At 66.0% G+C, this 13,061-nt stretch carries 8 protein-coding genes; 1 reads left to right on the plus strand and 7 read right to left on the minus strand.

The window, feature by feature from the left end:
• Window positions 1-44 precede the first annotated feature (44 nt).
• Window positions 45-602, minus strand: a complete 558-nt coding sequence (locus Amac_RS45790) for a thioredoxin family protein (RefSeq protein WP_155360722.1) — start codon at window positions 600-602, stop codon at window positions 45-47.
• Between the two features lie 140 nt (window positions 603-742).
• On the opposite strand from Amac_RS45790, the gene Amac_RS45795 reads away from it, so the two are divergent.
• Complete coding sequence (locus tag Amac_RS45795) at window positions 743-1,108, plus strand: VOC family protein (RefSeq protein ID WP_155360723.1); 366 nt, start codon at window positions 743-745, stop codon at window positions 1,106-1,108.
• A 219-nt stretch (window positions 1,109-1,327) separates the two neighbouring features.
• Here Amac_RS45795 and Amac_RS45800 read toward each other — a convergent pair whose 3' ends face one another.
• The 6 genes from Amac_RS45800 to Amac_RS54155 form a co-directional block, all read right to left on the minus strand.
• Window positions 1,328-2,659, minus strand: a complete 1,332-nt coding sequence (locus Amac_RS45800) for a M14 family zinc carboxypeptidase (protein WP_246269133.1) — start codon at window positions 2,657-2,659, stop codon at window positions 1,328-1,330.
• Window positions 2,660-2,765: 106 nt separating this feature from the next.
• Window positions 2,766-4,334: a citramalate synthase gene (gene cimA, locus Amac_RS45805; protein WP_155360725.1), complete on the minus strand. Its 1,569-nt coding sequence runs from the start codon at window positions 4,332-4,334 to the stop codon at window positions 2,766-2,768.
• A gap of 25 nt (window positions 4,335-4,359) precedes the next feature.
• Window positions 4,360-5,937, minus strand: a complete 1,578-nt coding sequence (locus tag Amac_RS45810) for an MFS transporter (protein ID WP_155360726.1) — start codon at window positions 5,935-5,937, stop codon at window positions 4,360-4,362.
• A gap of 29 nt (window positions 5,938-5,966) precedes the next feature.
• Window positions 5,967-7,166 carry a cytochrome P450 gene (locus Amac_RS45815; RefSeq protein ID WP_155360727.1) on the minus strand — a complete coding sequence of 400 codons (1,200 nt, stop codon included), beginning with the start codon at window positions 7,164-7,166 and terminating at the stop codon, window positions 5,967-5,969.
• A gap of 75 nt (window positions 7,167-7,241) precedes the next feature.
• Window positions 7,242-7,454 carry an MbtH family protein gene (locus Amac_RS45820; RefSeq protein WP_155360728.1) on the minus strand — a complete coding sequence of 71 codons (213 nt, stop codon included), beginning with the start codon at window positions 7,452-7,454 and terminating at the stop codon, window positions 7,242-7,244.
• 19 nt (window positions 7,455-7,473) lie between these two features.
• On the minus strand, window positions 7,474-13,061 hold a 5,588-nt coding region (locus Amac_RS54155; RefSeq protein ID WP_170322993.1), incomplete at its 5' end, for a non-ribosomal peptide synthetase.

Genomic DNA, 13,061 nt, shown 5'->3' on the forward strand with positions numbered 1-13,061 from the left:
GGGGGAACCCCCGTTTCGGGCGTATTCGAGAGCACGCCTGATTGTTATTCGGGCTCGTTGCCGGGCTTCCATTTGATGCCGCAGCCGAGGCTGGGGTTTTGGTTGGGGAGGGTTTGGCCGGAGAGCATGGCGTCGGTGGCGGTGCGGAGGGAGGTGCCGGTGACGGGCTCGTCGTTGCGGGGGCGGGCGCCGTCGAATTCGCCTCGGTAGGCCAGGCGGTGGTCGGCGTCGTACAGGAAGAAGTCGGGGGTGCAGGCCGCCCGGTAGGCGCGGGCCACGTCCTGGGTTTCGTCGATCAGGTACGGGAAGCCGAAGCCGGCCCGCCTGGCCTGCTCGATCAGGTGTTCCGTGTCGTCGTCGGGGTAGTTGACGACGTCGTTGCTGGAGATCGCCACGGTGGTCACGCGGCCGAGGTAGTCGGTGGCGTACGGGCCGAGGCCGTTCTCGATGCGGCGGACGTAGGGGCAGTGGTTGGACAGGAACACCACCAGGACGGGGGAGCCCTTCAGGCTGCTGAGGGCGAGGCGGCCGCCGCTGATCGTGGGGAGGTCGAAATCGGGCGCGGCGGATCCGAGCGGAACCATGTACGAGTTGACGGCCACGTTTTCCCTATCTGTTTTAACGGGATCTGGGTCGGGAAAGAGTGCTTCCCGCTTTCGTCTAATTCAATACCGACGAGCACTGGCGGGCGTCAACGACACCGGTATACGCTCTTCGATGGTTACATACTGAGGAGGGAATCATGGCCATCGGAACACTCAGCGAGGTCGTGCTCGACTGTCCGGACCCGGTCGCGCTGGGCGACTTCTACGCCGAGATCCTGGGCTGGAAGGTCGTGCACGAGGCTGACGACTGGGTGACGATCAGCGGCGACGACGGAGGGATCAAGCTGGCCTTCCAGCTCGCCCCCGATTACAAGCCCCCGGTCTGGCCGGACGCCGAGCACCCGCAGCAGTTCCATCTCGACATCCGGGTCCCCGATCTGGCCAAGGGCACGGCCGACGTGCTCGCCTTGGGCGCGGTCAAGCACCACCACCAGCCGGGCCAGGGAGATGGTTTCATCGTCTTCCTCGACCCAGCCGGCCATCCGTTCTGCCTGGTCGATTAAGAGCACCTAACAGAATGAGCGGGTCACCGGGTCGCTCGCCGTTATCCGGCGCCGTTCACGCTGATGATGCATCTCGCCGCGTCGGCGCCAAGAACGCCAGTGGCGTTCTGCATAGATCCCCAGGCCACCGACCTCAGCGAAGCCTTGGTGAGCACGCAAGGACGTCCGCCCTGATCAAGCAGATCCTTGATCGCGGTCCCGTTCGAGCCGTACCGAGGCTCACGATGATGCGGCGGTGAGCACGGCGCCGAGCTGTGCGCCGGCCAATCGCGGGAGAGGCACTGGCGTGCCCTTCGCGTCGGCGTCGGCTTCGTCGGCCCAAGAATCGAACACGTCGTTGAGTGCCCCGCGGGCCGTTCGGATGGCGGGGGAGTGGTTGCCGACGGCGAGTTCTCCTTCGACAAGTCGCAAGGCGGTGCCGCAGGTGCGCAGGCGCAAGGTGTGGGCGGTCTGGCAGGCCGCGAATCGCTCAGCGACGGTTGCCCCTACCTCGCCGGCCCGTTCCGCCTGATTCCGGTACGCGGCGCTCAACCCAGCCGTAGTCCGCCGAAGGTCGTTCAGGGAGCGGACGAATGGCGAATCGGGCACACAGAGCGCGCCCAGGGCCGGGTCGATGAATGCGCCGACGCGCGGGGAGATGTCGCCAAGCATCGTCGCCGTGTCGCGGAGCATCTCGGCCCTGCGCTGGCCGCAGTCGGTGTCCTCCCCGCTGCGGGGGTCGGACCACATCGGGACCTCGATGATGAGGGAATAGGTGCCATGGCGGCCGGCGTAGTGCACGCTTGACGCGCCGACCACGACACCTTCTTCGCCTTCCTCGGCCATGGCCTGGGCGATGACGTCCGCCGGCGGCACAACGAACACTCCTGGCCCGCTCCGCCTCGCCCCGGGGATGTCCGGATCACCGGTGTGCACGGGGATCCCGGTATGGCAGGACAAATCAGCGAGAGCCTCCGCCATGCCGGGCCGTTCCTCGCTGACGTAGTAGTAAACGCCGCCGAACTCGGCGTTGTGCAGCGAGCACATCAGGTCCGGACGCACCGTGTCGATCACGTCCGCGAGAGCCCTCGTCTCGGGCATGCTCGGGTGAGACCAGTCGCCGTTGCGTGGGAAGGTCCACTCCACCTGCTCGTGAAACGGCGGCCGGTAGTGCCAGCGCGCGTAGTTCCGCCGTGTCAGCGGACCTGAGAACCAGCTTTCATTGAGGCGCGCACCATCCGGGTCCACGCATCCGATGAAATGCCAGGTATAGCCCAGTTGGTCGCGCAGCTCGTTATCGTTGCTGAGCAATTCGGCCAAGTAGGACACCGTGAGGAAACCGACGGGCTCGTTGGGGTGCGGCCCAGCGAACACGAGCGCGTCCCGCTGACCGGAGCCGATGCTGACCAGGTGAATGGGCTCGCCCTGTCGGGAGGACCCCACGCGTTGGCGGCGCGCCAGCCCCGGGTTACGGGCAACGAGCGCGGCCAGGCGTTTCTCCACCTCGTCGGGCCCTGGGAAACAATCCTCGCGCGGAATCCTGCGAAGTATCGTGGCGATCTCCGGCACCATGGACACAGACCCTATTCAAGGAGCTCACCCGCTACTGCGCAATACCTTCCTTTTCTTGGAGTCACCGTTGCCGGGAGAATATCTCCCCCGGAAAGGTAAGCAAGGGTTACTGATATTCGTAACACCCGCGTACAAGAGCATAGGAAACTGCCTGTTCCAGCGCATACCATGAAGCCTCAATAATGTTCTCGGCCACGCCGACCGTGGCCCATTCGCCGGAATCGTCACTGGACGTGATCAGGACCCGGGTGATCGCGTCCGTGCCGTGCTCACCTTCCAGAATGCGGACTCGGTAATCCACCAACTCCAGCTTCGCAAGCTCCGGGTAGAGCTTCTCCAGGCCGAGCCGTACCGCCTTGTCCAGGGCGTTGACCGGGCCGTTGCCTTCGCCGGTGGCGACGATCCGCTCCCCCTTGGCCTCCAGCTTGACGGTGGCCTCGCTGACCACCTCGCCGTAACGGGTTCGCTCGACGGTCACCCGCCAGGACTCGACCTCGAAGTGGCGGCGCTCACCGTGGATCGTGTCGCGCAGCAGCAGCTCGAAGGAGGCGTCGGCCGCCTCGAAGGTGAAGCCCTTGGCCTCCAGGTCCTTGACGCGGTCAACGAGCGTCCTGGCGTGCTCGGGGCCGAGGTCATAGCCCAGTTCGCGGCCTTTCAGTTCGACCGAGGCGCGCCCGGCCATGTCGGAGACCAGCATCCGCATGCCGTTGCCGACATGGGCCGGGTCGATGTGCTGGTACAGGTTGGGATCCACCTTGATGGCCGAGGCGTGCAGGCCGGCCTTGTGCGCGAAGGCCGACATGCCGACGTACGGCGCGTGGGAGTCCGGGGTGACGTTGGTGACCTCGGTGATCGCGTGCGCGATCCGGGTCAGCTCCGCCAGCGACGGCACCAGGTCGTAGCCCCGCTTGAGCTGCAGGTTGGCCACCACGGTGAACAGGTTGGCGTTGCCGGACCGCTCGCCGTACCCGTTGGCGCAGCCCTGCACGTGGGTGCTGCCGGCGCGGACGGCGGCGAGGGTGTTGGCGACGGCGCAGCCGGTGTCGTCGTGGCAGTGGATGCCGATCCGCGCGCCCAGCGACACCGCGTGGTGCACCACCTCCCCGAGCTCGTCGGGGAGCATGCCGCCATTGGTGTCGCACAGGGCGATCACCGAGGCTCCCGCCTCGGCCGCGGTGCGGATGACCTCCAGCGCGTACGCCGGGTTGGATTTGTAGCCGTCGAAGAAGTGCTCGGCGTCGAGGAAGACGCGCTGGCCCTCCGCGCGCAGGTGCGAGACCGTGTCGCGGATCATCGCGAGGTTCTCCGCCAAGGTCGTGCGGAGGGCCAGTTCCACATGCCGGTCGTGACTTTTGGCGACCAGGGTCACGACGGGCGCCCCGGATTCGCGCAGCGCGGCCACCAACGGGTCGTCGGCCGCCTGCACACCCGCCCGGCGGGTCGCGCCGAACGCTGCGAGCTGCGCGTGCTTCAGGTCGAGCTCTGTTCGAGCCCTTCTGAAGAATTCGGTGTCCTTGGGGATGGCTCCCGGCCAGCCGCCCTCGATGAAGCCGACGCCCAGTCCGTCCAGGTGCCGCGCGATGGCCAGCTTGTCGGCCACCGTCAGGGTGAGGCCCTCCTGCTGGGCTCCGTCGCGGAGCGTCGTGTCGTACACATGGAACCGGTCGCTGGCCATGCAAACTCCTCACCGTCGCGCGGTCTTAAACGAGTTCTTCGCCACGGGCGAGATTGCCTTTGGGAAGCGAGGAGAACACCACCACCGCGCTCAGTACGGCCAGCACGCCACCGACGAGCATGGAGATGTGCATCCCGTTCACGAACGCGTCCCGGCCGATCTCCAGGAACCTGTCGGCCTGATCCCGATCCAGCAGCGCGGCGGCTTCGGTCAGTGAGTTCACCGATCCCGACGCCTTGTCAACAACGTCGGCGGGGAAGGCGGATAGCAGCGTGCCGGTCAGGTTGCCGGCGTATACGGAGGCCAGCACGCTGCCCAGGACGGCCACGCCCAGCGCGCCGCCGATCTGCCTGGCCGAGTTGCCGACGGCGCTACCGACGCCGGCCAGGGCCGGGGGGACCTGGCTGAGGCTGGTGGCGATCGCCTGGCCCACGGTGAGCCCCGCCCCGAGCCCCGTGAAGCCCAGGCTCACGCCGACGAGCGAGTAGGTGGTGTCCGTGTCGGCGGCGACCAGGATGAACATGCCCACGCCGATCAGCAGCAGCCCGGTCGCGATGACGCCCCGGCTGCCGATCTTGGCTGCCATCGGCCCGGCGATGATGCTGGCCAGGGTGAAGAGCAGCGCGAGCGGCACCAGGCCGAGGCCCGCGTTCAGGGGTTCGTACCGCAGCACCCCCTGCAGGTACTGGGTGAGCACGAACATGATGCCGGTGAAGACGAAGAAGCTGAGCGACGCCGCCATGGACCCCACCACGAAGGTGCGCACCCGCAGGAGCCCGAGGTCCAGGACGGGCGCGGACGCCCTGCGCTGCCAGGCCAGGAACACGGTCAGGAGGATGACGCCGGCCAGCGCGGAGCCGATGGTGCCCGGCGTGGCCCAGCCCAGACGGGGCCCTTCGATGATGGCGAAGAGCAAGGTTCCGGTGCCGAGCGCGGACAGCAGCACGCCCGGCACGTCCAGCCCCCGCCCGCCGGCGCCCGCGGGCGGCTTGATCAAGAGCTGCGCGCTGACCATCGTCACCAGGACCAGCGGGATGTTGATCAGGAAGACCGACCCCCACCAGAAGTGGTTGAGCAGCCAGCCGCCCAGCACCGGGCCGAGGGGGAGGCCCAGCACGGTCATGGCGCTCCAGATGCCGAACGCCTTGGGCCGCTCCTCCTTGGGGAAGCTGATCGTGACCAGGGCCAGCGAGGCCGGGAGGATCCCGGCCCCGCCCACGCCGAGGAGCGCTCGCCAGGCGAGCAGCTGCCCCGTCGAGGTGGCCAGCACGCACAGGAGCGACGCGACCCCGAAGATCATCAAGCTGGCCTGAAGGAGCCGCTTGTGCCCGTACTGGTCACCTAGGCGGCCGCCGATGAGCATGAAGGCGGCGAAGGTGAGGATGTACGCGTCGCTGATCCAGGCGAGGTCACTGCTGGAAGCCGAGAGGTCTGCCGCCATCGACGGCAGGGCGACGTTGACGACGGTGGCGTCGACCTCCACCACGGTGACCACCAGGCACAGGACGGCCAGCACCCACCACCGTTGCGGATTCGGCGGTTCGGACGTTTCATCCGCGCCTAACTGCGTCGTCTCCTCGGACTTCCGGCTTTTTTCGGACACCGATTACTCCTGTTTTCTCGGGTGGAATCTCACCAGGTGACGGGCAGGTCCCAGACCCCGTAGAGACCGGCATCGTGTTTGAACGCGATCTCGTCGAAAGGTACGGCGGGCCGCAGGCTGGGCAGCCGATCGATAAGCGTTCCGAACGCGACTTCGAGCTCAATCGTGACGAGGTGCTGCCCCAGGCACTGATGAATGCCATGGCCGAAGGTGAGATGGTTGCGGGGATTTCTTGTGACATCGAACTTCGTGGCTTCGGGATAGGCGGAATCATCGTGGTTGGCCGCCGCGATGAGGGTCATCACGCCCTCTCCCGCCTTGATGAGCGCACCCCCCAACTCGACATCCTCGTCGGCCACTCTGGCGACGCCGATATCGGAAATGGACAGGTAGCGCAGCATCTCGGCGACCGCGCTGGGCACCAGCTTCGGGTTGGCCTGCAGTTCCGCCATCTGGTCGGGGTATTGGAACAACATGAGCACGCCCAGCGTGATCATGTTCGAGGTGGTCTCGTAGCCGTCCACGAGCAACACGACGACCGTGGCGACCAGCTCGTCGTGGGTCAGCGCCTGCGTTTCCGCGTTGTTGGCGACGAGCTTGCCCAGCAGGCCGTCGCCAGGGCTGCGCTCCTCCTCGAGCAGGCGCCTGTCGACGTAGTCGAACAACGCGTCGAGCGCGCCCTTCACCTCGTCGACCTGGGTGGTGCGGTTGGTGAGCACCTGGCTGAACTTCTGCAGAAAACCCTGGTCGTCGTACGGCACGCCCAGCATGTCGCAGATGACCCGCGCGGGCACCGGGAGCGAGAAATTCGTGACCAGGTCCAACGGCGGCGCCTGCTTCACCAGGTCGTCAAGAAGCGCGTCGACATGCCGCTGGATGGCGGGCCGCATGTTCTCGATCGACCGTGAGGTGAACGGCTTGACGAACAGCCGCCGGTAGGCGGTGTGCTCCGGCAGGTCGAGCCGGTTCATCATGCGCACCTTCTGCATCAAGTGCCGGTGCGGCATGAGAATGGGGAATCCGGGCTTCCTGCTGTCCGCGCTGAAACGCTTGTCGGTGAGCACGGTACGGGCGTCGTCGAAGCGGGTGACGATCCAGCAGGTGCTCCCGTCGGGCAGGCGTACCTTGGAGACCGGTTCGTTTTCGCGGAGCCGCGCATACTCGCTGGGGGGATCCAGCGGGTTCTCGCGCCGCAGCGGGAAATTCAGCAAGGTCTGCTCAATCGACATGATTTGTCCTCTCCAGGGTTCTCTTGGTATTGCCCCATAGCCGCCGACCGGCCGGTTCGAAGCTGATCCCGGCCATTAGTCCTGGCCCATGCGCCCGACCAGGGTTCGTGGCCTCAGGTCGGTCCAGTGCTCATTGATGTAGTCGACGCAGGCGGCGCGGCTGGCTCTTTCTTTGACTACCTCCCAGCCGTTCGGCACGTCCACGAAGATCGGCCACAGGGAGTGTTGCCCCTCGTTGTTGCGAAGAACCAAGAATTCAGCGGTCTCGTCGTCAAACGGATTCGCCATGGAAAGCCCCCTTTCCGGATTAGTTGCGCTCTCGGATCTTGTTGATTTCCTGCGACACGGCCCGGCCGATCTCGGCCGCCGGGCCGGGGCTCATCATTTCTCCGTGCGTGCAGTCGACCTGTACGTCTTTGATTTCCCCGCCCACATATGGCGCCCAGCCGTCCAGTGTCGGTGAATCGGCGGTTCGCCCTTCGGTGGCCACGAAGAAGAGCAGGTCACCGTCGAACCGAGCCGGGTCGAACGTCCGAACCAGCTCGATGTTGTTGATCCAGGTGTCGATGAGATTCGAGACCTGCTCGGGCGTGAGGAAGCGCAGGGAGTCCACTTTCTCGTCGACGATCCGCATGAATTCCTCACGGTTCATCGTCGGCCGATCTTCTTCGGCGACCGGGCAGCCGAGGTCGCCCAGGATCAGCGTGAGCGCTTCGTTCTCCGGCACCCGTTCTTCGTCTATGTGGTACTCGCTGCCCGGGTAGGAGTCGAGGATCGCGAGCAGCGCGATCTCCTCGTTCTGGCGTCGCAACTCCGTCGCCATCGCGTAAGCGACAAGCCCACCGAAGGACCAGCCCAGCAGGTGATACGGGCCGGTTGGTTGAACCGCCCGAATTTGCGCGACGTAGTCGCGGGCCATCGCGTCCACGCTCGGCGGGCACAGCTTGGGATTGGTCAGGCTGCGCGCTTGCAAGGCATACAGTGGTCGACCGCCTTCGACGGAGCCGAGCAGATTCACGTACGACCAGGCGAATCCCATACCCGGGTGAATGCAGAACAGCGGCGGCAACTCTCCGGAGGTGCGGAGGGGAAGCAGCACATCGAGGGGATTCCGGTCGCTTCCCGCAGTCGTGACGGCCTTGGCCAGAGCCGCCACTGTGGGGCTTTCGAACAGGTCGCGAACGGTCAGGTCCACACGCAGCACGTCGCGAACGCGGCTGATCAGTCGGGTGGCCAGCAGTGAGTGTCCGCCCAGGTCGAAGAAGTTGTCATGCATCCCCACAGCGGAGAGTCGGAGCACTTCGGCGAACAGGCCGGCGAGGATTTCTTCGGTGGGCGTACGGCTGGCGGAGTGCTCGGGTGAGGTTTGGTAGGTGGGTGCGGGGAGGGCTGCCCGGTCGATCTTGCCGTTGCCGGTGAGAGGGAACGCATCGAGCGTCATGATCGCTGCGGGAATCATGAAGGCGGGTAGGTGAGCGGAGAGTTCGGCGCGTAGTTGAGCGCCGTCTATCTGCTGTCCTGATGCCGGGATCACGTAGCCGACCAGTTGTTTGCCGGTGTGGTCTTCGCGGGCGACGACCACGGACTGGGCTATGTGTGGCAGCCGATCCAGCGCTGCTTCGATTTCGCCGAGTTCGATCCGGAATCCGCGGATTTTGACTTGGTCGTCGGAGCGGCCGACGAATTCCAGTTCGCCCTCGGCGGTCCACCGCACCACGTCACCGGTGCGATACATCCGCTCGCCCGGTCGGCCGAAGGTGTCGGCGATGAATCGTTCGGCGGTCAGGTCGGGGCGGGCGTAGTAGCCGCGTGCCAGTCCGGTCCCGGCCAGATACAGCTCGCCGGGAACGCCGGGAGGCAGAAACCTCAGTCGCTGGTCCAGAACATAGGCGCGCATGCCGTCCATAGGGCGGCCGATGGGGATGGTGGCCGCCTCGGCCGGGATCGGTTGAGGTACGGAGGTATTGGTGGCGAAGGTCGTGGTCTCGGTAGGGCCATAAACATGCACGATCTGGGTGTCTGGAAAGGCATCGGAGACGGTGCGCATGGCCGATGGCGAGACGAATTCGCCTCCGGTCCAAATCTCGGCCAGGCCTTCAAGTCCGGGCGGGCGCTCGTCGGCCAGGTGGTTGAACAGGGCGGTGGTCAGGAATACCGCGGTGACGTCGTGCTGGGAGATGATCTCGGCCAGCCGGGCGGGTTCGAGTATTCCGGGGGGTGCCACGATGACGCGTCCGCCGTTGAGCAGGGGGACCCAGATCTCGTAGGTGGAGGCGTCGAAGGCGTGCGGCGAGTGCATGAGCACACGGGTGTGCGCGTTGGAGTGCCAGGCGCGGTCGGTGGCCAGGGCGACCACGTCGGCGTGGGTCACAGCCACGCCTTTGGGTAGTCCGGTCGATCCGGAGGTGAACATCACATACGCGAGCCGATCCCCCCGGCCACCAGCCGAGTTTTCTGCGGCCCGCGCGTCTACCCGACCAGCCGTGGCGCCGCTATCCGCAGTCCGCGCGTCTACGCGAGCTGCTGTGGTGTCGCTTTCTGCGGTCCGCGGGTCTACGCGAGCTGCTGTGGTGTCGCTTTCTGCGGTCCGCGGGTCTACGCGAGCTGCTGTGGTGTCGCTTTCTGCGGTCCGTGCGTCTACCTGACCAGCTGCGGTCTGACCGTCCCGACCGTCCGCATCCCAAGCGTCCCTGCGCTGACTATCACGGATCTGATCCTCAGCGGGCTGGTCGTCGACCATCAGGAGCGGGAGACCGAGTTCGGTGGCTCGTTCTCGCATCGCCGTGTCGGTTACCACGATGGGTGTGTTGGTGTGCTCGGCGACCCAGCGCATTCGCTCGGTCGGAAAGCTTGGATGCACCGGCACGTACGCGCCACCGGCCTTCAGCACCGCCAGGGAGGCCACGACCACCAGCGGTGAGCGTTCCAGCAGCATCGCCACCGGCGTTTCCGCGTCCACCCCGGCGGCCGTCAGTCGGCCCGCCAGCGCTTCGGCTCGTGCGTTCAGTTCGGCGTATGTCCAGGTCACCCCGTCGCCGCAGACCGCCACCGCGTTCGGCGACTCTCGTACCCACTCGTCGAAAACCTCCACAACGGAGCGATCGGTGTGGATGTTGGATGGTTGTGCTATCGCCGCCTGGAGGATGTCTTGCTGTTCGCTGGGCGTGAGGATGTCGAGGTCGGCGATGGGCAGGTCGGGGTCGGTGATGACTGTTTCGATGATCTGGCACAGCCGCTGCGTCAGCGCGGTGGCGGTGTGCTGGGTGAACAGGTCGGTGTTGAACTCCAGGGATCCTTGGATGCCGTCGGTCTGGCGATCGGAGTTGAAATGTTCGACTACCTCGAAGGTCAGGTCGAACTTGGCCGTAGCTGAATGGACCGGGCGCACCTGCGTCTCCAGCCCGTTCAACCGCATATCGGCTTCGAACGCGGTTCGGTAGGTCAGCATCACATGTGCCAGGGGATGTATGCCCAGAGTGCGGGTGGGGTTGAGTTCTTCGACCAGGCGGTCGAAGGGGAGGTCCTGGTTGCTGTAAGCGGCCAGGTCGGTTCCCCGAACTCGACTGAGGATCTCGCGGAAGGAAGGGCTGCCGGAGACGTCCACGCGCAGGACGAGGGTGTTGACGAAGAACCCGACGAGGTCGTCGAGCGACTCATCGACCCGGCCGGCTACCACGCTGCCCACGGGGATGTCGGTTCCGGCGCCGAGTCGGTGCAGCAGGGTGACCAGCGCGGCGTGGATGACCATGAAGACGCTCACGTCGTGCTGGCGGGCGAGCTGCTGGAGGCGGGTGTGCGTCTTGGGGTCGATCCGAAACTTGACCGTGTCGCCCTGTCCGCTCGGGTGCGCGGGTCGGGGGCGGTCGAAGGGCAGGTCGAGCTGTTCGGGGGCACCGCGCAGCGTCTCCCGCCAGAAGGTCAGCTGCTGATCCAGCAAAGCGCCTTTCAGCAGCTCACGCTGCCAAAGCACGTAGTCCCCATAAGAGACTGGCAACGGCTCCCACTTCGGTGCCTCTCCTCGGCACCGAGCCGTATAGGCCTCACCCAGGTCCCGCGCCAGCGGCCCCAGCGACCAACCGTCGGCGGCAATATGGTGGATCACCAGCAACAACGTCCACCGCTGCGAGCCCGAGGCGAACAACCACGCCCGCACCGGCAGATCCTGATCCAACACAAATGGCGTGGAGGCCGCCTCGATTAGCCTCTGTCGCAAATCTTCAGAAGCAGGATCGCTGAGCTGGAGAGCTACCCGCACTTGATCGACACCCAGTACTCGCTGGTAGGGGTGTCCCTGGCGAGACTCGAACACGGTGCGGAGCGGCTCGTACCGGGCGACCACATCCCCGAGCGCCTGCTCCAGGGCGGTCACGTTCAGCGGGCCGGAGATGTCCACGGCAAGGGGGATGTTGTAGGCGGCGCCCGTTTCCTGCATCTGATCGAGGAACCAGAGCCGCTGCTGCGCGAATGACAGTGGCAGTTCCGGGGATGTGTGCTCATGGGCGCGGATGGCGGGTCTTACTGGACCGTCTCCCAGCCGCGCTGCCAGCGTCTCCACCGTTGGTGCTTCGAACAGATCTCGTACCGACAATTCAGATCGCAATACGCTGCGCACCCGGCTGATCAGTCGGGTGGCCAGCAGTGAATGCCCGCCCAGATCGAAGAAGTTGTCATGCACCCCCACGGCGGGGAGTCGGAGCACTTCGGCGAACAGCCCGGCGAGGATCTCCTGCATGACGGTGCGAGCCAGGGCGTGGTCGCCGTCGGAGTACGTTGGTGCGGGAAGCGCACCACGGTCGATCTTCCCGTTCGGGGTCAGCGGCAACGTCTCAAGTGTCACGATCGCTGCGGGGACCATGAACGCAGGTAGGTGAGCGGACAGTTCGGCCCGCAGTTGAACGCCGTCTATCTGATGTCCTGACGCCGGGATCACGTAGCCGACCAGCTGCTTGCCCGCATGGTCTTCGCGGGCGACGACCACGGACTGGGCTACGTGCGGCAGCCGGTCCAGCGCTGCTTCGACCTCACCGAGTTCGATCCGGAATCCGCGGATTTTGACCTGGTCGTCGGAGCGGCCGATAAATTCGAGTTCGCCGTCGGTGGTCCATCGCACGAGGTCGCCGGTGCGGTACATGCGTTCGCCGGGTCGGCCGAAGGTATCGGCGATGAATCGTTCGGCTGTTTGGTCGGGGCGGGCGTAGTAGCCGCGTGCGAGTCCGGTCCCGGCCAGGTACAGCTCGCCGGGCACGCCGGGGGGCAGGAGCCGCAGTCGTTGGTCTAGGACGTAGGCGCGCATGCCGTCCATGGGTCGGCCGATGGGGATGGTGGCTGCCTCAGCCGGAATCCGTCGAGGTACGGGGGTGCAGGTGGCGAAAGTGGTCGTCTCGGTGGGGCCGTAGACGTGCACGATTCGCGTGTGCGGGAAGGCGTCGGAGGCGGCGCGCATGGCCGAGGGGGAGACGAATTCGCCTCCGGTCCAAATCTCGGCCAGGCATTCAAGTCCGGGCGGGCGTTCCTCGACGAGATGATTGAACAGGGCGGTGGTCAGGAACACCGCGGTGACGTCGTGCTGGGAGACGACCTCGGCCAGCCGGGCGGGCTCGAGTATTCCGGGGGGTGCGACGACGACGCGTCCGCCGTTGAGCAGGGGGACCCATATTTCATAGGTGGAGGCGTCGAAGGCGTGCGGGGAGTGCATGAGCACACGGTTGTGCGCGTTGGTGTCCCAGGCTCGATCAATGGCCAGGGCGACCACGTCGGCGTGGGTTACCGCCACGCCTTTGGGTAGTCCGGTCGATCCGGAGGTGAACATCACATACGCGAGCCGATCCCCCCGGCCACCAGCCGAGTTTTCTGCGGCCCGCGCGTCTACGCGACCAGCCGTGGCGTCGCTTTCTG

Source organism: Acrocarpospora macrocephala, assembly GCF_009687865.1.
Lineage (GTDB): Bacteria > Actinomycetota > Actinomycetes > Streptosporangiales > Streptosporangiaceae > Acrocarpospora > Acrocarpospora macrocephala.

Excerpts from the sequence above, each read along its gene's own strand:
- Amac_RS45795 (WP_155360723.1), top strand. The coding sequence starts at position 743 with ATGGCCATCGGAACACTCAGCGAGGTCGTGCTCGACTGTCCGGACCCG.
- Amac_RS45800 (WP_246269133.1), bottom strand. The coding sequence starts at position 2,659 with ATGGTGCCGGAGATCGCCACGATACTTCGCAGGATTCCGCGCGAGGAT.
- cimA (WP_155360725.1), bottom strand. The coding sequence starts at position 4,334 with ATGGCCAGCGACCGGTTCCATGTGTACGACACGACGCTCCGCGACGGA.
- Amac_RS45815 (WP_155360727.1), bottom strand. The coding sequence starts at position 7,166 with ATGTCGATTGAGCAGACCTTGCTGAATTTCCCGCTGCGGCGCGAGAAC.
- Amac_RS45820 (WP_155360728.1), bottom strand. The coding sequence starts at position 7,454 with ATGGCGAATCCGTTTGACGACGAGACCGCTGAATTCTTGGTTCTTCGC.